Origin of the sequence: Saccharopolyspora ipomoeae (genome assembly GCF_029952525.1) — a bacterium.
In the GTDB taxonomy this organism is placed as follows: Bacteria; Actinomycetota; Actinomycetes; order Mycobacteriales; family Pseudonocardiaceae; genus Saccharopolyspora; species Saccharopolyspora ipomoeae.
This window is the reverse complement of record NZ_JASAOF010000003.1, coordinates 472645-493472: the sequence shown is the minus strand read 5'-3', so window position 1 is coordinate 493472 and position 20828 is coordinate 472645. Positions and strand designations below refer to the sequence as shown.

The 20828-nt window shown below is 69.7% G+C and carries 18 protein-coding genes and 1 tRNA gene; 14 read left to right on the top strand and 5 right to left on the bottom strand.

Annotated features, from left to right (window positions below):
• Window positions 1-4 precede the first annotated feature (4 nt).
• On the bottom strand, window positions 5-394 hold the full coding sequence (gene paaI, locus QFW96_RS08935) for a hydroxyphenylacetyl-CoA thioesterase PaaI (protein WP_281455181.1): 390 nt from the start codon (window positions 392-394) through the stop codon (window positions 5-7).
• A 380-nt stretch (window positions 395-774) separates the two neighbouring features.
• Between paaI and paaZ the strand changes: the two genes are divergently transcribed.
• The 7 genes from paaZ to QFW96_RS08900 all read left to right on the top strand — a co-directional run bounded on the left by paaZ (window position 775) and on the right by QFW96_RS08900 (window position 7728).
• Window positions 775-2820: a phenylacetic acid degradation bifunctional protein PaaZ gene (gene paaZ, locus QFW96_RS08930; protein ID WP_281455073.1), complete on the top strand. Its 2046-nt coding sequence runs from the start codon at window positions 775-777 to the stop codon at window positions 2818-2820.
• Window positions 2817-3764 (top strand): 1,2-phenylacetyl-CoA epoxidase subunit PaaA, encoded by a 948-nt coding sequence (gene paaA, locus QFW96_RS08925; protein WP_281455072.1) that lies wholly within the window; start codon window positions 2817-2819, stop codon window positions 3762-3764. The genes paaZ and paaA overlap by 4 nt, the downstream gene beginning before the upstream one ends.
• Window positions 3761-4048, top strand: a complete 288-nt coding sequence (gene paaB / locus QFW96_RS08920) for a 1,2-phenylacetyl-CoA epoxidase subunit PaaB (protein WP_281455071.1) — start codon at window positions 3761-3763, stop codon at window positions 4046-4048. The genes paaA and paaB overlap by 4 nt, the downstream gene beginning before the upstream one ends.
• Before the next feature lie 7 nt (window positions 4049-4055).
• The gene (gene paaC, locus QFW96_RS08915) at window positions 4056-4940 is read left to right on the top strand and encodes a 1,2-phenylacetyl-CoA epoxidase subunit PaaC (protein WP_281455070.1); all 885 of its coding nucleotides are present in this window, start codon (window positions 4056-4058) and stop codon (window positions 4938-4940) included.
• Window positions 4934-5425: a 1,2-phenylacetyl-CoA epoxidase subunit PaaD gene (gene paaD / locus QFW96_RS08910; protein ID WP_281455069.1), complete on the top strand. Its 492-nt coding sequence runs from the start codon at window positions 4934-4936 to the stop codon at window positions 5423-5425. Before paaC ends, paaD begins: the two co-directional genes overlap by 7 nt.
• A gap of 1 nt (window position 5426) precedes the next feature.
• On the top strand, window positions 5427-6506 hold the full coding sequence (gene paaE, locus QFW96_RS08905) for a 1,2-phenylacetyl-CoA epoxidase subunit PaaE (protein ID WP_281455068.1): 1080 nt from the start codon (window positions 5427-5429) through the stop codon (window positions 6504-6506).
• 292 nt (window positions 6507-6798) lie between these two features.
• Window positions 6799-7728, top strand: a complete 930-nt coding sequence (locus tag QFW96_RS08900) for an LCP family protein (RefSeq protein ID WP_425524731.1) — start codon at window positions 6799-6801, stop codon at window positions 7726-7728.
• Between the two features lie 108 nt (window positions 7729-7836).
• Here the strand turns inward: QFW96_RS08900 and QFW96_RS08895 are convergent.
• Window positions 7837-7909, bottom strand: a tRNA-Arg gene (locus tag QFW96_RS08895).
• A 247-nt stretch (window positions 7910-8156) separates the two neighbouring features.
• On the opposite strand from QFW96_RS08895, the gene QFW96_RS08890 reads away from it, so the two are divergent.
• Window positions 8157-9074: a cation diffusion facilitator family transporter gene (locus QFW96_RS08890; RefSeq protein ID WP_281455067.1), complete on the top strand. Its 918-nt coding sequence runs from the start codon at window positions 8157-8159 to the stop codon at window positions 9072-9074.
• Between the two features lie 65 nt (window positions 9075-9139).
• Here the strand turns inward: QFW96_RS08890 and QFW96_RS08885 are convergent, their stop codons facing one another.
• Window positions 9140-9808 (bottom strand): DUF305 domain-containing protein, encoded by a 669-nt coding sequence (locus QFW96_RS08885; protein ID WP_281455066.1) that lies wholly within the window; start codon window positions 9806-9808, stop codon window positions 9140-9142.
• The gene (locus QFW96_RS08880; RefSeq protein WP_281455065.1) at window positions 9805-10587 is read right to left on the bottom strand and encodes a thioredoxin-like domain-containing protein; all 783 of its coding nucleotides are present in this window, start codon (window positions 10585-10587) and stop codon (window positions 9805-9807) included. The genes QFW96_RS08885 and QFW96_RS08880 overlap by 4 nt, the downstream gene beginning before the upstream one ends.
• Before the next feature lie 278 nt (window positions 10588-10865).
• Here QFW96_RS08880 and argS point away from each other — a divergent pair, with 278 nt between their 5' ends.
• The 6 genes from argS (at window position 10866) to rho (ending at window position 20140) form a co-directional block, all read left to right on the top strand.
• Window positions 10866-12527: an arginine--tRNA ligase gene (gene argS / locus QFW96_RS08875; protein ID WP_281455064.1), complete on the top strand. Its 1662-nt coding sequence runs from the start codon at window positions 10866-10868 to the stop codon at window positions 12525-12527.
• Between the two features lie 93 nt (window positions 12528-12620).
• Entirely contained in the window at window positions 12621-14039 is a 1419-nt protein-coding gene (gene lysA / locus QFW96_RS08870) for a diaminopimelate decarboxylase (RefSeq protein WP_281455063.1), read from the top strand.
• On the top strand, window positions 14040-15344 hold the full coding sequence (locus tag QFW96_RS08865; protein ID WP_281455062.1) for a homoserine dehydrogenase: 1305 nt from the start codon (window positions 14040-14042) through the stop codon (window positions 15342-15344). It abuts the gene before it with no gap.
• Window positions 15341-16429: a threonine synthase gene (gene thrC / locus QFW96_RS08860; protein WP_281455061.1), complete on the top strand. Its 1089-nt coding sequence runs from the start codon at window positions 15341-15343 to the stop codon at window positions 16427-16429. The genes QFW96_RS08865 and thrC overlap by 4 nt, the downstream gene beginning before the upstream one ends.
• Window positions 16426-17343: a homoserine kinase gene (gene thrB, locus QFW96_RS08855; RefSeq protein WP_281455060.1), complete on the top strand. Its 918-nt coding sequence runs from the start codon at window positions 16426-16428 to the stop codon at window positions 17341-17343. Before thrC ends, thrB begins: the two co-directional genes overlap by 4 nt.
• A gap of 874 nt (window positions 17344-18217) precedes the next feature.
• A complete protein-coding gene (gene rho, locus QFW96_RS08850; RefSeq protein ID WP_281455059.1) occupies window positions 18218-20140 on the top strand; it encodes a transcription termination factor Rho in 1923 nt (640 codons plus the stop codon).
• A 183-nt stretch (window positions 20141-20323) separates the two neighbouring features.
• On the opposite strand, the gene QFW96_RS08845 is transcribed toward rho, so the two are convergent.
• Window positions 20324-20731: a hypothetical protein gene (locus QFW96_RS08845; protein ID WP_281455058.1), complete on the bottom strand. Its 408-nt coding sequence runs from the start codon at window positions 20729-20731 to the stop codon at window positions 20324-20326.
• Window positions 20732-20828 lie beyond the last annotated feature (97 nt).

Genomic DNA, 20828 nt, shown 5'->3' with positions numbered 1-20828 from the left:
CTCCTCAGGGCTTGATCTGTCCGACGGTCCGGCTCCGGCCGCGGAACTCCGCGATGACCTCCGGTCCGGCGGGGGTGTCCCGGTGCACGGTGACGTCGTAGATGCCGTTGCGGCCGTAGCTGGTTCGTTCTTCCGCGGTCGCGGTCAGCTCGTCGCCGAGGCGTGCGCTCGTGACGAAGGAGATCTCCGCTCCGGCGGCGACGGTGACCGGCCCGTGGCTGTTGCACGCGGCCGCGAACGTCGTGTCGGCGAGCAGGAAGACGTAGCCGCCGTGCGCGATGTCGTGGCCGTTGACCATCTGCTCGGTCACCCGCATGCGGGCGGACGCGATGCCGTCGTGCGCCGTGGTCACGTCGATGCCCAGCGACGCCGAGGCGACGTCGGATTCGAGCATCGAGCGCGCGGAATCGGTGAGTCGGTTCGCCGAGGTGGACACGGGGGCTGCACCGCCTATGCTTACTGACCGAATGGACGGTAAATAAATCTGCTCAAGTAAAAGTCAGCCCGCGAACGCCTGTCAAGGGCGGCTTGAGCGGAGGGAGTCCTTCCGAAAGTGGCCGGGGTGGCACCTGGAACTTCGTCCGTTGAGCGGGGCGGTGCGCTGGGCAAGGGAACCTTCCTTCCACGTCCGCGCGCGCCGCGGGGAGGGGCTTCCGGGCGGGTGGTGGCGCCGGATGGGGGCGAATCGCGGTTCAGCCGGTTCCGTTCTCCGCGGCGGCGCGCTAGCATTAATTCCCGACCGTTCGGTTAGTAATTCTGGGAGAGCGAGGCACGATGGCTCAGGGTGCGAGCAAGGTCCTGCGCAGCTACACCAGTGGCGGCTGGCAGGTGGGCGAAGGCGACGGCGCACCGCTTTACGACGCCGTCACAGGAGCGGAAGTCGCACGGATCTCCTCGGCGGGTATCGACATGGCCGCCGCGCTCGACCACGGACGCCGGGTCGGCGGACCGGCGTTGCGGGACCTGACGTTCCACCAGCGTGCCGCGCTGCTCAAGGCGCTGGCATCCCACCTCCGCGAGAACCGCGACGAGCTCTACGCGCTGTCAGCCAAGACGGGGGCGACCCGCGGCGACTCCCAGTTCGACATCGACGGCGGCATCGGAGTGCTGTTCTCCTACTCGAGCAAGGGCCGTCGCGAACTGCCCAACGACACCGTCTACGTCGATGGCGGGGTCGAACCTCTCAGCAAGGGCGGAACGTTCCAGGCCCAGCACATCGCCACGCCCCTGCGTGGTGTCGCGGTGCAGATCAACGCCTTCAACTTCCCGGCGTGGGGTCCGCTGGAGAAGTTCGCCCCGGCGTTCCTCGCCGGTGTGCCCAGCCTCATCAAACCCGCCAGCCAGACCGCCTACCTCACCGAGAAGCTCGTCGAGCTGATCGTCAACTCCGGTCTGCTGCCCGAGGGATCGCTGCAGCTGATCAGCGGAAGCGCCGGTGACCTCCTCGACCACGTGACCGGCCAGGACCTGGTGTCGTTCACCGGCTCGGCCTCCACCGCGCAGAAGCTGCGGGCCCACCCGGCCATCGTGCGCAACTCGGTGCGGTTCAACGCCGAAGCCGATTCGCTCAACTGCTCGATCCTCGGCCCCGACGCGACACCCGGAACGACCGAGTTCGACCTCTACGTCAAGCAGCTGGTCACCGAGATGACCGTCAAAGCCGGTCAGAAGTGCACCGCGATCCGGCGGGCCTTCGTCCCGGCCGACCTGCTCGACGACGTCGCCGAGGCCGCCCGGGAGCGCCTGGCCAAGATCAAGGTCGGCAACCCCGCCCACCCCGACGTGCGGATGGGTGCGCTGGCCAGCCTCGAGCAGCGCGAAGAGGTCCGCCGGTCCCTGAAGGCCCTGCGAGGAGCGGGCACCATCGTCTTCGGCGACCCGGAGACGGTCGAGGTCCTCGACGCGGACGCGGAGAAGGGAGCCTTCCTCTCACCCGTCCTGCTCAAGGGCGACCCCGACCGGGCCGAGCCGCACGAAGTCGAGGCCTTCGGCCCGGTGTCGACGCTGATGCCCTACACCTCGGTCGAGCAGGTCGTCGACTACGCGGCTCGCGGGCAGGGGAGCCTCGCCGGCTCGGTCGTCAGCGGCGACGCGGCTTTCGCGCGGGAAGTCGTGCTCGGGGTGGCGCCCTGGCACGGGCGCCTGCTGGTGCTCGACGCCGACGACGCCAAGGAATCCACCGGGCACGGCTCGCCGATGCCGGCGCTCGTGCACGGCGGCCCCGGACGGGCCGGTGGCGGTGAGGAGATGGGCGGGATCCGCGGCGTGCTGCACCACATGCAGCGCACGGCCGTGCAAGCGAGCCCGAACGTGCTGTCCCAGGTCACCGGCCGGTGGGTGGAAGGTGCCCCTCGTCGCGAGGAAGGCACCCACCCCTTCCGGAAGTCGCTGGCCGAGCTGAAGATCGGAGACGCGGTCGTCGCCGGCCCCCGTCCCGTCACCGACGAGGACGTGGCCCACTTCGCCGAGTTCACCGGCGACACCTTCTACGCGCACACCAACGAGGCCGCCGCGCGCGAGAACCCGCTCTTCGGCGGGATCGTGGCGCACGGCTACTTGGTCGTCTCCTTCGCCGCGGGTCTGTTCGTGTCACCCGAACCCGGACCGGTGCTGGCCAACTACGGGCTGGAGAACCTCCGGTTCCTCACACCCGTCAAACCCGGCGACGACCTGACGGTGACCTTGACCTGCAAGCAGATCACCCCACGCGAGAACGCCGACTACGGCGAGGTCCGCTGGGACGCCGACGTGACCAACCAGAACCAGGAGTCCGTAGCCAAGTACGACGTGCTCACCCTGGTGGCCAAGGAGAACCGATGACAGCGACGTTGTCCGACGAGGAACTCGAAGCGCACTTCGAGCGCACGATCGACAAGGACCAGCGGATCGAGCCCCGGGACTGGCTTCCGGACGGCTACCGCAAGACGATGATCCGGCAGATCGCCCAGCACGCCCACTCCGAGATCATCGGCATGCAGCCCGAGGGCAACTGGATCACGCGGGCACCCTCGTTGCGGCGCAAAGCGATCCTGCTGGCGAAGGTGCAGGACGAGGCTGGGCACGGGCTGTACCTGTACTCGGCGGCCGAAACGCTCGGCGGCGACCGGCAGGACCTGACCGAGAAGCTGATCACCGGACGGCAGAAGTACTCGTCGATCTTCAACTACCCGACGCTGTCCTTCGCCGACGTCGGGGTGATCGGCTGGCTCGTCGACGGTGCCGCGATCTGCAACCAGGTTCCGCTGTGCCGCTCCAGCTACGGTCCCTACGCTCGATCGATGATCCGCATCTGCAAGGAGGAGTCCTTCCACCAGCGGCAGGGCTACGAACTGCTGATGACGATGATGAAGGGAACCCCTGCGCAACAGGAGATGGTCCAGGACGCGGTGAACCGGTTCTGGTGGCCCTCGCTGATGATGTTCGGCCCGCCCGACGCCGAATCGGCCCACACCGAGCAGTCCATGCGCTGGAAGATCAAGCGGCACACCAATGATGAGCTGCGGCAGCGGTTCGTCGACATGACCGTCCCGCAGGCCGAGGTGCTCGGCGTGACGCTGCCCGACCCCGACCTGAAGTGGAACGCCGAACGGCAGCACTACGACTTCGGCGAGGTCGACTGGAACGAGCTCAAGCAGGTCATCAAGGGCAACGGGCCGTGCAACACCGAACGCGTCGCACGGCGACGCCAGGCCCACGAGGACGGTGCCTGGGTCCGCGAAGCCGCGGCCGCGCACGCCCGCAAGAGGACGGAGGCGACGTCATGAGCCGGAGCGAGTGGCCGCTCTACGAGGTGTTCGTGCGCGGCAAGCGCGGATTGAACCACGTGCACGTCGGTTCGCTGCGCGCCGCCGACGACGAGATGGCCGTGCACCACGCCCGCGACCTCTACACGCGGCGCAACGAGGGCGTGAGCATCTGGGTGGTCAAGGCATCGGAGATCACCGCGTCATCCCCTGACGAGAAGGATCCCTTCTTCGCGCCCTCGGGGGACAAGGTGTACCGCCACCCGACGTTCTACGACATTCCCGACAACGTTCCCCACATGTGAGCCGACGATGTCCTTCGACAACGCCTACGAGGCACTCATCGACGCCCACGACGACTCTCGTTGGGCCTTCGGCACGGGGTTCGAAGATCCCCTGGCGGGCATCGACACCTCGGTTCCGCCCGGCGTGGACGGTGCCGACCTGGCCGAGTACTGCCTGATGCTCGGCGATGACGCGCTGGTCCTGTCCCACCGGCTGCAGCAGTGGTGCACCTTCGCCCCCGAACTGGAGGACGAGGTCGCGATCGCCAACATCGGCTTGGACCTGCTGGGGCAGGCCCGGCTCCTGCTGGCCCGCGCGGGAAAGGCCGACGGCAGCGGACGTGGTGAGGACGACTACGCGTTCTTCCGCCACGAGAACGAGTTCCGCAACGTGCGGCTCGCCGAGCTGGAGCGCGGCGATTTCGGCCGGCTCGTCGCGGTCCTGCTGGTGCTGTCCACGTGGCGGCTCGCGCTGTTCCAGCGGCTGACGACCTCGGTGGACCCGGTGCTGGCCGCGATCGCCGACAAGGGCGTCAAGGAGCTGACGTACCACCGCGACTACGCGGCCCGGTGGGCCGTTCGGCTCGGTGACGGAACCCCGTTCTCGCGAGAACGCATGCAGGCGGCCTTGACCGACGTCTGGCCGTACGTGGACGAGCTGTTCACCGCGCACGAGATCGAATCACGCCTGGCCGAGTCCGGTGTCGCTGTCGATCCGGCCGCAGTGCGCGACGAGTTCGACGGCGTGCTGGACCAGGTCATCGAGCCCGCGACGCTCGAACTGCCCGCGATCGCGGGCAAGGCCGGGATCGCCGGCGGTACCGGCAGGCACGGGCGGCACACCGAGGACATGGGATACCTCCTCGCGGAGCTGCAGAGCGTCGCCCGAGCGCACCCGGAGGCGACGTGGTGACCGCGCGCGCCGTCGCCGAAACGGTCTGCGACCCGGAGCTGCCGATGCTCACGCTCGCCGACCTGGGAGTGCTGCGCGAGGTGTCCGAACACGACGGTGAGGTGAAGGTGTCCATCACACCCACCTACACCGGCTGCCCGGCCATGGACACGATGCGCGACGACCTGGTCCACGCACTGCGCGAGGCCGGCTACGCCAGTGTCGAGGTGCGCACGGTGCTCAACCCTCCGTGGAGCACGGACTGGATCAGCGAGCGGGGCCGCCGCAAGCTCGCCGAAGCCGGCATCGCGCCACCGGGCGGCGCACCGGCGCCAACACCGGGGCCGGTTCCGCTCACGCTCCTCCCGCCTGGCAGGGAAGTTCCCTGCCCGCGCTGCGGTGCCGCGGACACGGAGCTGCTGTCGGAATTCGGTGCCACGGCGTGCAAGTCGATGCGTCGCTGCCGGTCGTGCGCCGAACCGTTCGAACACGTCAAGGAGATCTGAGGTGGCCGCGTTGACGAAATCCCGCGTGCGGGGCGAGTTCCACACGCTGACCGTCGCCGACGTCAGCCGCCTGTGCGACGACGCCGTCGCGGTCACCTTCGCCGTGCCACCGGAGCTGGAGGACGTCTACGACTTCCGGGCCGGGCAGTCGTTGACGCTGCGCCGCGTCGTCGACGGCCGCGAGGAGCGGCGGTCGTACTCCCTCTGCACGGCGGAGGGGAACCTTCCGCGCATCGGTGTGCGAGAGGTTCCCGAGGGGTTGTTCTCCACTTGGCTGGTCAACGAGGTCCGGGCGGGCGACGAGATCGAAGTCGGTGCTCCCACCGGGTCGTTCACACCGCGGTCGCCTTCCGGTCACCACGTGCTGATCGGCGCCGGATCCGGGATCACCCCGCTGCTGTCGATCGCGGGAACGGTCCTGCGCGACCCGGACGCGACCGTCACCGTCGTGTACGGCAACCGGCGCACCGACACGGTGATGTTCGCCGACGAGCTCGCCGACCTCAAAGATCGTTACCCGGAGCGCCTGGAGCTCGTGCACGTGCTCTCGCGGGAGCCGCGTGAAGCGGACCTGTTCACCGGTCGCCTCGACGCGGCCAAGCTCCGCGACCTGCTGGCGCTCGTGCCCGAGGTCGGTGAGGTCGATGAGTGGTGGTTGTGCGGGCCGTTCGGCATGGTGACGGGCGCCCAGCAGCTGCTGTCCGAACTCGGCGTCGGTGACGAGCGCATCCACCGCGAGCTGTTCTACGTCGACGACGTCCCGCCGGAACCCGTGCGTCACGTCGACGCGAAGCCGGTGGGGGAGATGACGGAAGCGACCATCGTCCTGGACGGCCGGCGCACGACCACCGCGCTGCCGCGTGAGAACACGGTCCTGGACGGCGCGCAGAAGGCCAGGCCGGATCTTCCCTTCGCCTGCAAGGGCGGGGTGTGCGGGACCTGTCGGGCGAAGGTCACCGACGGGAAGGTCGACATGCGGCGCAACTTCGCCCTGGAGCAGGCGGAGGTGGATGAGGGGTTCGTCCTGACTTGCCAGTCGGTCCCGGTGACGGACGCGATCACGGTCGACTTCGATTCCTGATCTCCTCGGCTGATCCCGCTGGGCACGACACCGCCCCTGGTTGAGAATCCGCTGGTCAGGGGCGGTGTCGCGGGAGCTTCGCGTCGTGATCGGAACTCGTGCCCGCGAGGCCGGAGGGGGAAGTGGGCCTTCCTCTTTTCGGTGGCGCGGACAACCTTCGACCCGGCACGGCGTCTCCAGAAATATGAACAGCAATCGGATCCAGCGTGACTGGAGTGCGCAGCAGCGGCCGGTGGGGAGCCCAGTGGGGCGGGTGCCGGTGCCGCGGCGGCGGAGCAGGAAGAGGCCCTTCGTGGCGCTGCTGGTGGCCCTGATCGTGCTTCCGGTGGTGTTCGCGGGCTGGCTCTGGTTCCACATCGACTCGGCGGTGCACCGGATCGACGCCTTTCCGGACTACCCGGGCCGACCGGAGGCCACCGCGGGCGCGAACTGGCTGGTCGTGGGATCGGACAGTCGGGAAGGGCTGGATCCGGAGACCGCGGAGGGCCTGCACGTGGGGGACGCGGATGGCCAGCGCACGGACACGATCCTGGTCGCGCACCTGCCGGACAACTCCACGACTCCCACGCTGATCAGCATCCCGCGCGACTCGCGGGTGCCGGTCCCGGGACGAGGCCGGACGATGATCAACGAGGCTTTCGCCGTCGGCGGGCCGAAGTTGCTGGCGCAGACCGTGGAGCAGGCGACCGGGCTGCGCATCGATCACTACGCCGAGATCGGGTTCGGCGGTTTTTCGGGTCTGGTCGACGCGGTCGGTGGCGTCGAGATGTGTCTCGAACAGGAGATGCACGACGTCAAGACGGGCCAGACCCTCCAAGTCGGCTGCCAGACGCTGAACGGCCCGGACGCCCTGACCTTCGTGCGCATGCGCTACAGCGACGCGACCCCGCGCTCCGACCTGGACCGGGTCGCCAACCAGCGCAAGTTCATCGGCGCCCTGGCATCCGAGGCGTCGAGCATCAGCACCCTGATCAACCCGTTCCGCGCGTACGCGCTGGCCGACGAGGGCGCGGGCGCGCTGACGATGCTCGACTCGGACGGCCCGGGAGACCTGCTGTCGCTGGCATGGGCGATGCGCGGCATCTCCTCGGGCGGTGTCGTGACGACGACGGTTCCCGTTACCGACTCCACCGCTCACCAGTGGGACAAGGAGAAGGCGCTGCGGCTGTTCGAAGCGATGGAGACCGACACCCCGCTCCCGCAGGACCTGATCGTGAACTGACGTCAGGGACGACGCCGAGCTCGGCGGCGGAGCGCCGGCCACTGAAAAGCAAACCGCCCCTGGCCCAGTTCGTGCTGGCCAGAGGCGGTTCTGCTCGTCGTTCTCAGGCGCCCTCGATAGGATTCGAACCTATGACACCTGCCTCCGGAGGGCAGTGCTCTATCCACTGAGCTACGAGGGCTGGTCGCTGTGGACGATCGATAGCCTATCGCACGCCTCGCAGGTGCCTGGGGCGGGGTCGGGTTGTGGTGGGGCGGTCGCGTTCATCTGCGGGTTCCCCGGTGGCCGGTGCAGGGGAACCTTTCTGTCGCCACGGGCGCGGAGGTTCGGGTGAAGGTCGTGATCTGAGTTGCAGGGCACTTTCGTCGCGCGCCGCGAATCATGCATACTTCGCTATGTATCTGGTGCGGATGTGAGGAGGCGACGAGATGGGGCACGGCCACGGGCACGGTTCCGCCGCCGACGCGGCGCACGCGTCAGGCCGCTACCTGACCAGGCTGTCCATCGCCTTCGGCGTGCTGCTCGCGTTCTTCGTGCTCGAAGCCGTCGTCGGTTGGATGACGTCCTCGCTGGCGTTGCTGTCCGATGCCGGGCACATGCTCACCGACGTCCTCGGCGTCGGGATGGCCCTGGCCGCGATCACCGCTGCGCGTCGTCCCACCGGCACCAAGCGCACCTTCGGCCTCTACCGGGTGGAGGTCCTCGCGGCGCTGGCCAACGCGGTGCTGCTGTTCGGCGTCGCCGGCTACATCCTCATCGAGTCCGTGGAGCGCTTCCAGCGGCCGCACGAGGTCGCCGGGCTGCCGATGATGGCCACCGCGGCCGCCGGCCTGCTCGCCAACCTGGTCGTGTTCGCGCTGCTGCGCAAGGGTGCTAACGAGAGCCTCAACGTGCGCGGCGCCTACCTGGAGGTCCTCGCCGACACCATCGGCTCCGCGGGCGTGCTCGTCGGCGGCTTCGTGACCTGGGCTTTCGGCTGGTACCTCGCCGACCCGATCATCGCCGTCGGAGTCGGGCTGTTCGTGCTGCCCCGGACCTTCAAGCTCGCGCGCCAGGCGCTGCGGATCCTCGTGCAGCAGGCGCCGGAGGGGCTGGACCTGCAGGAGATGCGCGACGACCTCGCCGCGCTGCCCTCCGTCACCGAAGTGCACGACCTGCACGTGTGGACGCTGACCTCCGGCATGGAGGTCGCCTCGGCGCACCTGACCGCGAGCCAGGACGCTGACCACGGGGGAGTGCTCACCGCGGCGCAGCGACTGCTGTCCGAGCGCTACCGCATCGAGCACGCCACCCTGCAGGTCGAACCCACCGAGTGCGCGCGCCGGTGCCGCGAACTGACCTGGTGAGCGAGAGGGGCCCTTCTTCCTCGGTGGAGTGAGCGGAAGGTTCCCATGCTCAGGTCAGCGCCCGCTCAACCGAGCGGTTGGGCGCCTCGCTGGTTGAGCATGGTCTTCATCAGTTCCATCTCGCTGCCCTGGGAGCCGAGCATGTTCTCGGCCAGGGCGCGCACCGCCGGGACCGCTGCGTGGGTGGCTCCGTACTCGGCCATCGGGGCGCCGCCCTGGTGGTGGCGCAGCATCAGCTGCAGGAAGAACACGTCGAACTCCGGTCCTCGCAGCGAGCCGAGCCGGGAGAGTTCCTCGCTGCTGGCCATGCCGGGCATGAGCGCGCCGTCGGACATCGGCATCGCGGTGGCGCCGTGCTGGTGCTCGCCGGTTTCCTTCCTCCACTGCATGACGGGACCGGTGGCCTGGGCCGGCTGGTTCCAGATGCTCAACCAGCCCTGCATGCGCCCGATCTGGTCGCGCTGGTTGGTCTCGATGTCGAAGGCCAGCTGCCGGACGGCGACGTCGTCGGCTCGTTCCCGGGCCAGCGTCGCCATGGTCACCGCCTGCTGGTGGTGGACGCTCATGTCCTGGGAGAAACCGATGTCGGTCGCCGTCGCCTCGGGGGCGGCGTGCTCGAAGGACGGTACCCGGATCAGCAGTCCGAGCGCCGCCCCCAGCAGCAGCAGCGAGAACGCCGCGACGATGGCGACAACGACGTGAGAGATGCGTCGTGCCTCGACCAACGGGCTCACTGCCCCATTTCGCCGGTGCCGGCGTTGGCGCCCTTGCCGTCCATGGTGACCGCGTCCGGGCCGGGCGGGCTCGCGTCGAACTTCGGCGGGTTGTTCGTGTCGAACGCGCCCGGGTAGGCCTGGCAAGAACCGCCGACCTCGGGGTAGACGCCGTTGTTGTTCAGCCGCAGCGCGGTGATGAACTGGTCGATCCGCGGGTCGTCGGCGCTGTCGACCTTGAGCTGGTGGCCCCAGGACTGCAGCGAGATCGGCTTGTCCAGGCCCGGGTACGGCGACAGCATCGTGTACGGCTTGCCCTGGGCGCGGACCTTGAGCCGGTCCAGCCCGGCCTCGTCGACCTTGTCCGGGTTGTAGGCGATCCAGACCGCGCCGTGCTCCAGCGAGTGGACCATGTTCTCGGTGCGCACGGCCTCCGGGTAGACGACGCCGGTGCAGTCGGCCCAGACGCCGTCGTGCGGGCCGCCGTACGGCGGGTTCTTGTCGTAGGCGACGCGCTGGGTGGGCTGAACGTGCTGCTGGCCCTTGTAGTCGGCGGTGACGACCCCGGGGATCGCCTTCGACGGGTCGGGGTTCTGCGGTGACGGCTTGAACGCCTCGGTGGCCTTCTCGGCGGCGGCCTGCGCGTCACGCGTCGCGGCCTGGTCGGACCAACGGCTGTAGGCGTACCCGAAGATCACCGCAGCGAACACCGCGACCACCGTTACCCCGGACACCAGCATCCAGGGGATCGACCGTTGGTTGACCACGGCGGCGCCGCGCACCGCGTTCTTCTTAGCCATGCTGCTCGCAAACCTCGTCTCGCCCGAACCTGGGGACAGCGCCCGCCAGTGTAGAGAGTGCCCGAACGGCGGTGTGCCGATCGGCGCATGCTCGCCACCACACGTTCTCACACACAGACAACGCTTCGATCACGCCCCGTGGTCGTCTCGGAAGCGGCCGCGGCCGGTCTCGCGCGCGGTCGGAGGCCCCGGCTGGGCCGAACGGAGGGGCCGGAGTCCACGGAGTGGGCGGCAACCCGACGTCTGAACTGCGCGGAAGGATCCCTAGACTTCATCAGGTGACTCCCGCCGCGCTCGCTGAACTGGTCCGCAACACCGCCGTCGACGTGCTCTCCGCCCGTGGGCTGGACACGTCGGTGCTGCCCGAGGCGGTCACCGTCGAGCGCCCGCGGAAGCCGGAGCACGGCGACTACGCGACGAACCTCGCGATGCAGGTCGCCAAGAAGGCCGGAGTCGCCCCGCGCGATCTCGCCACCTGGCTCGCCGAGGCGCTGACCAGCCAGGACGGCATCGACTCGGTCGACGTCGCCGGTCCGGGCTTCCTCAACCTGCGGCTCGCCGCCGACGCCCAGGGGCAGATCGTGCGCGAGGCGCTCAACGCGGGCGCCGACTACGGCACCGGTGAGCTCTACAGCGGCCTGAAGGTCAACCTCGAGTTCGTCTCGGCGAACCCGACCGGCCCCATCCACCTGGGCGGCACCCGCTGGGCCGCCGTCGGCGATGCGCTGGGACGGGTACTTTCCGCTCAGGGCGCCGAGGTGACCCGCGAGTACTACTTCAACGACGCGGGCGCGCAGATCGACCGCTTCGTCAAGTCCCTCGTCGCCGGCGCCAAGGGCGAGCCCGCACCGGAGGACGGTTACGGCGGCGACTACATCGCCGAGATCGCGGGCAAGGTCGTCGAGGCCGAGCCCGGCGTGCTGGAACAGCCCGAGGACGAGCGGAACGAGACCTTCCGCCGCATCGGCGTCGGGTTGATGTTCGAGGAGATCAAGCAGAGCCTCACCGACTTCGGCACCGTCTTCGACGTCTACTTCCACGAGGACTCGCTGCACACCTCCGGCCAGGTCGAGCAGTGCGTGGAGCAGCTCAAGGCCTCCGATCACCTCTACGCCGCCGACGGCGCCTGGTGGCTGCGCTCCACCGAGTACGGCGACGACAAGGACCGGGTCGTCATCAAGAGCGACGGCGACCCCGCCTACATCGCCGGAGACATCGCGTACCTGCGCGACAAGCGCTCCCGCGGCTTCGACCTGTGCCTCTACATGCTCGGCGCCGACCACCACGGCTACATCGCCCGGCTCAAGGCAGCCGCCGCGGCGCTGGGCGACGACCCGTCGGTGGTCGAGGTCCTCATCGGCCAGCTGGTCAACCTGGTGCGCGACGGCAAACCGGTCCGGATGAGCAAGCGCGCCGGCACCGTGGTCACCCTCGAGGACCTCGTCGAGGCCGTCGGCGTCGACGCCGCCCGCTACTCGCTGATCCGCTCCTCGGTGGACTCCGCCGTCGACATCGACCTGGACCTGATCAGCAAGCGCACCAACGAGAACCCGGTCTTCTACGTGCAGTACGCGCACGCCCGGCTGTCGTCGTTGCAGCGCAACGCCGCCTCCCTGGGCATCGAGCGGGGAGCCGTGGAGAATGCCGATCTGTCGCTGCTCACCCACGAACGTGAGGGCGACCTGATCCGCACCCTGGGCGAGTTCCCGCGCGTGGTGCGCTCGGCCGCCGAGTTGCGCGAACCGCACCGGGTGGCTCGGTATCTGGAGGACGTGGCCAGCGCGTACCACAAGTTCTACGACGCCTGCCGCGTTCTGCAGCCCGGTGATGACCAGGCCAACCCGCTGACCATCGCGCGGTTGCAGCTGTGCGAGGCCACCCGCCAGGTGCTGGCCAACGGTCTGGGCCTGCTCGGCGTGAGCGCGCCGGAACAGATGTAATCGCGGGCAGGCGGGCTCCCTCGACGTGGAGGGAACCTTCCTGCCACTTCACCGCCTGTCCAGCGGCAGGCTGCGCTAAGGAGCTTTGTCAACATGCGCGCCCATCCCGCCGGGCCGCGGCACGCCGATGTCGTGCCGCCCGGCAACACCGCAGGACCGTCCCCGTCCAGTACGGGGGAGATCGACCTGCTGCATCCGCACGTGTGGCCGCGCAACAGCGAGCGCGGCGCCGACGGCGTCGTGCGCGTCGCGGGCCTCGACGTGCGGGAGCTCGCCGAGCAGTACGGCACCCCGCTGTTCGTGCTCGACGAGGACGACTTCCGGTCGCGCTGCCGCGACTACGCCGAGGCCTTCGGCGATCCGGCCGCCGTGCACTACGCCTCCAAGGCGTTCCTGTGCACCGAGGTGGCCCGCTGGGTCGCCGAGGAGGGCCTGAGCCTGGACGTGTGCAGCGGCGGCGAACTGTCCGTGGCGCTGCGCGCCGGCTTCCCCGCCGAGCGCATCACCTTCCACGGCAACAACAAGTCCGTGCCCGAGCTGACCGCCGCCGTGGAGGCCGGGGTCGGTTCGGTGGTGCTCGACTCGTTCCACGAGATCGCCCGGCTCGACCACATCGCGTCCCAGCGCGGCGCGAAGCAGCGGGTGCTGGTGCGGGTGACGGTCGGCGTCGAGGCGCACACCCACGAGTTCATCGCCACCGCCCACGAGGACCAGAAGTTCGGGTTCTCGCTGGCCTCGGGTCAGGCGGCGGAGGCGGTCGCCCGCGTGCTCAAGGCCGATGCGCTGGAGCTGGCCGGGCTGCACAGCCACATCGGTTCCCAGATCTTCGAGGTGGACGGGTTCGAGCTGGCCGCGCACCGCGTGGTGCGGCTGCTGGCGGACCTGCGCGAGGAGCACGGCACCGACGCGCTGGCCTCGGCCGACACCGTGGACCTCGGTGGTGGCCTGGGCATCGCCTACACGCCCGAGGACGATCCGATGCCGCCCGCGCAGCTGGCGAGCAGGCTCTTCGAGATCGTCGGCAAGGAGGCCGAGAACGCGGGCCTGCCGGTGCCCAAGATCGCGGTGGAGCCGGGGCGCGCGATCGTCGGCCCGAGCATGATGACCGTCTACGAGGTCGGCACGATCAAGGACGTGGCGCTGGGTGCGGACGTCGAGCGGCGTTACGTCAGCGTGGACGGCGGGATGAGCGACAACATCCGCACGTCGCTCTACGACGCCGTCTACGACAGCCGATTGGTGTCCCGATCGGCCGAGGCGGAGCCCGTTCTGTCCCGCATCGTGGGCAAGCACTGTGAATCCGGTGACGTAGTGGTGCGCGATTGCTGGCTTCCGAGCGACATTGCTCCGGGAGACCTGCTCGCGGTGGCCGCCACCGGGGCGTACTGCTACGTGATGGCCAGCAACTACAACCGCCTGCCCAAGCCGCCGGTGGTTGCGGTTCGAGCTGGTCAGGCGCGATTGTTGCTGCGCAGGGAGACCGAGGACGACCTGCTCCGGCTGGAGGTGTGAGTGATCCGGGACCGTGAACCGATCAGGGTCGCGATGTTGGGCTGCGGCACCGTGGGCACCGAGGTGCTGCGGCTGCTGCAGGACCAACCGGAGGAATTCGCGGCGCGAACCGGGGCCCCGATGCTGGTCACCGGCGTCGCTGTGCGCCGTCCGCACAAGCATCCGGAGGTGCCCGAGAACCTGTTGACCACCGATGCGCAGGCGTTGGTGGAGGGTGACGTCGATGTCGTGGTGGAGCTGATCGGCGGCATCGAGCCCGCCCGCTCGCTGCTGCTGTCGGCGCTGCGCTCGGGCAAGTCGGTGGTGACGGCGAACAAGGCGCTGCTGGCCGAGCACGGCTCGGAGCTCTACGCCGCGGCCGACGAGTCGGGTGCCGACATCTACTTCGAGGCCGCGGTGGCGGGCGCGATCCCGCTGCTGCGGCCGCTGCGCGAGTCGTTGGCCGGGGACCGGATCAACCGGGTCATGGGCATCGTCAACGGCACGACGAACTACATCCTCTCGGCGATGGACTCCACCGGTGCCGGCTACTCGGAGACGCTCGACGAGGCCGGTCGCCTGGGTTACGCGGAGGCGGACCCGACGGCGGACGTGGACGGGTTCGACGCTGCGGCGAAGGCCGCCATCCTCGCGTCGCTGGCGTTCCACACCCGCGTCACGGCCAGCGACGTGCACCGCGAGGGGATCTCCGGGGTCACCCCGGGCGACATCGCGGCCGCGGCGACGCTGGACCGCACGGTGAAGCTGCTGGCGATCTGCGAGCGGGTGATCGACGAGGACGGCACCGAGTCGGTGTCGGCGCGCGTGCACCCGGCGATGATCCCGCGCAGCCACCCGCTGGCCGGTGTGGGCGGGGCGTTCAACGCGGTGTTCGTGGAGGCCGAGGCCGCCGGTCAGCTCATGTTCTACGGCCAGGGCGCCGGTGGGGCGCCGACCGCGAGCGCGGTGCTGGGCGACCTCGTCGCGGTCGCCCGCAACCTGGTGGTCGAGGGCAAGGGGCCGCGCGAGTCGGCGCACGCCCAGCTGCCGGTGCAGCCGATGGGCAAGACCCCGACCCGGTACCACATCAGCCTCGACGTGGCCGACAAGCCGGGCGTGCTCTCGCAGGTCGCGGCGACGTTCAACGAGCACGATGTGAGCATTTCGGTGGTGCGTCAGCAGGGCAGGGGTGCCGAGGCCAGCCTCGTGGTGGTCACGCACACCGCCGACGACGCAGCACTGTCGTCCACAGTGGACAAGATTGCGCAGCTCCCGATTGTGCGCGACGTGGTCAGCGTGATGCGCGTGGAAGGTGAACCGACGTGACGAACATCCAGAGCGCTCCGGCGAAGTCCGGAGCCGGCTGGCCCGGTCTGATCGAGGCGTACCGGGACCGGGTTGCCGTCCCGGACGGTGCGCGCATCGTGACCCTGCAGGAGGGCAACACGCCGCTGGTGCCCGCGCCGCACCTGTCGGAGCGCACCGGATGCACCGTCTACCTGAAGGTGGAGGGCGCCAACCCGACCGGGTCGTTCAAGGACCGCGGCATGACGGTGGCGATCACCCACGCGCTCGCCGAGGGCAGCAAGGCCGTCATCTGCGCGTCCACCGGCAACACGTCGGCTTCGGCGGCCGCCTACGCGGCGCGCGCCGGGCTGACGTCGGCGGTGCTGGTACCGCAGGGCAAGATCGCGCTGGGCAAGCTGGCCCAGGCCGTCGTGCACGGCGCGAAGATCCTGCAGGTCCAGGGCAACTTCGACGACTGCCTGGAACTGGCCCGCAAGACCGCCGCCGAGCACCCGGTCACGCTGGTCAACTCGGTCAACCCGGTGCGCCTGGAGGGCCAGAAGACCGCGTCGTTCGAGATCTGCGACGTGCTCGGCCGCGCGCCCGACATCCACTGCCTGCCGGTCGGCAACGCGGGCAACATCACGGCCTACTGGAAGGGCTACACCGAGTACCACGGCGAGGGGATCACCGATTCGCTGCCGCGGATGTTCGGCTTCCAGGCTGCCGGTGCCGCACCCCTGGTGCACGGTCATCCGGTCGCCGAGCCCGAGACGATCGCGACCGCGATCCGCGTCGGCAGCCCGGCCTCGTGGGAGGGCGCGGAGAAGGCCAAGGACGCCTCGCAGGGCCTGTTCTCGGCGGTGAGCGACGAGGAGATCCTCGCCGCATACCGCACGCTGGCCGCCCGCGAGGGCGTGTTCGTCGAGCCCGCCTCGGCTTCCAGTGTCGCCGGCCTGCTGGCCACCGCGGCCGACGGGCGCCTGCCGAAGGGCTCGGTCGTGGTGTGCACGGTCACCGGTCACGGGTTGAAGGACCCCGACACCGCGCTGGCGGGCATGGTCGAGGTCGAGCCGCTGCCGGTCGACCCGAGCGCGGTCGCCGACGCGCTGGAGCTGCGGTGAGTTCGCTGCCGGTGAGCGCGGTCCGGGTCGAGGTTCCCGCGTCGACGGCGAACCTCGGCTCGGGTTTCGACGCGTTGGGCATGGCGTTGTCGTTGCACGACGTCGTGTCCGCGCGCGTGGTCAACGGCCCGGGCGGCTCGGCGACGGTTTCGGTGACCGGTGAGGGCGCCGGTTCGGTGCCCGGCGACGAGCGGCACCTCGTCGTGCGGGTCGTCCACGACACCCTTGCGGAGTTGGGTTTTCCGGCTCCGCCCGCGCTGGAACTGCGCTGCGAGAACAGCATTCCGCACTCGCGGGGTCTGGGGTCCTCGGCCGCCGCCATCGTCGCGGGCATCGCCGTCGCGCACGGTCTGGCCGGAATCGACTTGCGCGCAACGGAAAACGTGGAACGCGCGCTGCACCTGGCCGCGGTTCGCGAGGGGCACGCCGACAACGTGGCGGCGAGCTTGCTGGGTGATTTCGTGCTGGCGTGGCGGGAATCGGAGCGCTTCCGCGCGGTGAGCTCGCCCGCGCACCCCGACGTGTCGCCGATCGCCTTTGTACCGCAAGCGGAATCGGCCACGAACGTGACGCGAGGGCTGCTGCCGGAGCGGGTTCCGCACGCCGACGCCGCGTTCGCCGCGGGGCGTGCCGCGCTCGCGGTGCACGCGATCACCCGCGACCCGTCGCTGCTGCTGGCCGCGACCGACGACCGGCTGCACCAGGACTACCGCGAGCCCGCGTGGCCGGAGACCGTGGCGCTGGTGCGCGCGCTGCGCGCGGAGGGGATCGCGGCGGCCGTGTCCGGCGCGGGGCCGACCGTGCTGGCGCTGCCCGTGAAGAACGTGAACGCGCGCGAGCTCGCCCCGGAGAGCTTCGCCGCGCTGGACCTGCCGGTCGACCGCGTCGGGGTCCGCACGCACGTAGAGGACTGACTCCGCCGCTTCGCGATCAGGCGTCGGGCTGCCGACGGCCGGGGGTTCGTCGAGGGGTAAAGACCCTGCTCATCGGCCCCCGGCGCGGCGGCTTCGCCGGAAGTGGTAGAAAGGAGTTGTCGCCGACGGTCCGCTAGCGCGAGTCGCTGGAGGGAATCACGCGGACCGGTCCCGGAAATGGGATCGCGACCGCGTCCGGGGTCTTCGCTCGCGGAAATGTCGACGGCTTGATCTGCGAGGGCGGTACACGCCCGCAGGGGGTTGTTGCACCCGAACTACGGGGCGTCTACCCTCAAGGTCAATCAGTCACCGCGCCTAGGGCCGGTGCCGTGCCCGGAACATCGTTTTCCGGGGCGCATCTCCCGCAGTGAATTGGACTTCGCCCGGCATGGGTGAAGATCAACTTCAGGCGGGTCTGGCGACCGCGGTGACCGAGGCAGGAGTTGTCAACTCAAAGTGAGTTCGCTTCGGGATCATCGGCGCCAATCCGTTGCCGATGTCGGGGTGGGGGCCTTAAGTTCCACGGTGTGGCCTCTCAAGGTGACCATGACGCCGACCCGGAACCCGAAGTTTCCCGGTTCACCACCGGGGCAATCCGAGAGTCGGGGATTCCTGGAATGAGGCGGCAGGACGTGCATCGGCACGTGTGGATCGGAGTGGATGCGTCGCACATGGACCACGCGAGCCGGGTGCCTCCCACTGCCCGGTGCTGCTGGTTCCCCGAGCCAACGTCGAAGTCGGTAATGCTGCGTCCGAGGGGCGAATCCGACCGGCGACAGGGCTGGTAGCACATACCGGCCGTCCGCACTCAAACGAGCGGGCGGGCAATCCGCTGGGTCGCGTAGGAGGCGCGATCCGGTCAGGAAGGACATTCGTGAGCAACACCGAACTGTTGAGCAGCGAGGCCGCCAACGGCACCTCATCTGCTGGCCAGCAGGATGCCGAGGCCAACGGCACTCCGCGGCGACGCGGCGGGCTTTCCGGCATGGTTCTTGCCGAGCTGCGCCAACTCGCGGGGGAACTGGGGATCGAGACCGGCGGCCTTCGCAAGGGCGACCTGATCGCCGCGATCAAGGAGAAGCAGGGGAGCGGCAGCACTGCGCCGCGCACCCGCTCGACCGCGAAGAAGGCGCAGGTGCGCAGCGAAGAATCCCCCGCCAAGGCCAGCCAGCAGACCCTCGACAGCACCACCAACGAGGGCGACAACGCTTCGCGCGACACCGCGGCGGAGTCGACCGGAAGCGGGTCGACCGCGAGCGGGTCGGCCGGGAACGGGTCGAACAACAACGGCTCCGCCGCCACGCGCACCCGCACCCGTCGGCAGTCCGGCGACAGCGGCGGCGAGGACGACAACCGCCGCGGCAACAACCGCCGTCGCCGTTCCAACGGGCGCAACAACGCGAGCACCGAGTCGGGCGGTGCCGAGGACCAGCGCGGCGGCGGCAACGCCGAGCGCAAGTCCGACAACCGCCAGGACCGCGGCGACAACCGGCAGGACCGGGACAACAACCGGGACAACCGCCAGGACCGTCAGGACCGCGACAACCGGCAGGACGATGACGACGAGGGCCGCGGCAGGGGCCGGGGACGTCGCTTCCGCGACCGCCGCCGCAACCGCGGTCGCGGCGAGGGCGGCGAGCCGGAGGTCCGCGAGGACGACGTGCTGCTGCCCGTCGCCGGCATCCTCGACGTGCTGGAGAACTACGCGTTCGTGCGCACCTCCGGCTACCTCGCCGGACCCAACGACGTCTACGTCTCGCTGTCGCTGGTCCGCAAGTACGGGCTGCGCCGCGGCGACGCCATCAAGGGCGTCATCCGCCAGCCCCGCGAGGGCGAGCAGCAGCGCCAGAAGTTCAACCCGCTGGTGCGGGTGGACTCCATCAACGGCCTGGAGCCCGAAGCCGCCAAGAGCCGCTCCGAGTTCCACAAGCTGACGCCGCTGTACCCGAACGAGCGCCTGCGCTTGGAGACCGAGCCGCAGAACCTCACCGGCCGGATCATCGACCTGGTGATGCCCGTCGGCAAGGGGCAGCGCGCGCTCATCGTCTCGCCGCCCAAGGCAGGTAAGACGATGGTGCTGCAGGCGATCGCCAACGCGATCACCACGAACAACCCCGAGTGCCACCTGATGGTCGTCCTGGCCGACGAGCGTCCGGAAGAGGTCACCGACATGCAGCGCTCGGTCAAGGGTGAGGTCATCGCCTCCACCTTCGACCGCCCGCCGTCGGACCACACCACGGTCGCCGAGCTGTCCATCGAGCGCGCCAAGCGCCTGGTGGAGATGGGGCACGACGTCGTCGTGCTGCTGGACTCGATCACCCGTCTGGGCCGCGCCTACAACCTGGCGGCCCCGGCGTCCGGGCGCATCCTGTCCGGTGGTGTGGACTCCACCGCCCTGTACCCGCCGAAGCGGTTCCTGGGCGCGGCCCGCAACATCGAGAACGGCGGCTCGCTGACGATCTTCGCCACGGCGCTGGTCGAGACCGGTTCGACGATGGACACGGTCATCTTCGAGGAGTTCAAGGGCACCGGTAACGCGGAGCTCAAGCTGGACCGCAAGCTCGCCGACAAGCGGCTGTTCCCGGCGGTCGATGTCGACTCCTCCAGCACCCGCAAGGACGAGATCCTGCTCTCGCCCGACGAGCTGGCCGTGACCCACAAGCTGCGCCGGGTGCTCGCCGCCCTCGACGCGCAGCAGGCGCTGGAACTCCTGCAGGACCGGCTGCGCAAGTCGCGCACCAACATCGAGTTCCTGATGCAGGTCGCCAAGAACACCCCGGGCAAGGACGACGACTGACCCGTCCCTCCCGCAGAACAGGGCCCGCACCCGAGAGGTGCGGGCCCTTTTTGCGGTCCGGCGGTGACAGGAAGGTTCCCCTGCTCACTGCAGCGCGGGCGGGCGCAGCAGGAAGGGGCCCTTGGGCGGTTCCCCTCGGGCGGTGGTTGGCAGGAAGGTTCCCTTGCGCCGGTCAGGGGCGGTTCAGGAGGCGAGGCAGTCGGCCTCGTCGCGGGCGTGGTGGGCGCGAACCAGCAGCGCCGCGAGCAGCAGCGCGGCGATCGGGCCGATGATCAGCGCCGCGCTCATCGGGAGCGTGAGCGCATCCATCGCGATCGCGCACACGAGCATCGCCAGCGGGTAGGCGACGCGCAGGCTCAAGCGCTGCCAGCGGAAGCTCCACTGCACGTGGCCGGCGCTGAACAGGGCCAGGCCACCCGCGAAGCCGAACAGCAGGGGAGCTGACAGCGACAGGTCGCCCGCCAGCGTCGGGTCGGTCTGCAGCATCAGGTCGATGAGCGCCGCCACACCGGTGGCGCAGCCCAAGAAGAGCAGGGGGAGTGACACCCACGACCGGACCGTGAGCCTTCCCAGGGCAGCGCAGAACGACACGGGAAGATGATGAACGGTGTTCACGGAGTTCTGCATCCGGGGCACGACCCGGTCTCGCCGGACGGTTGCTCCGATGCGCCGGGCGGTCGCGCAGCTG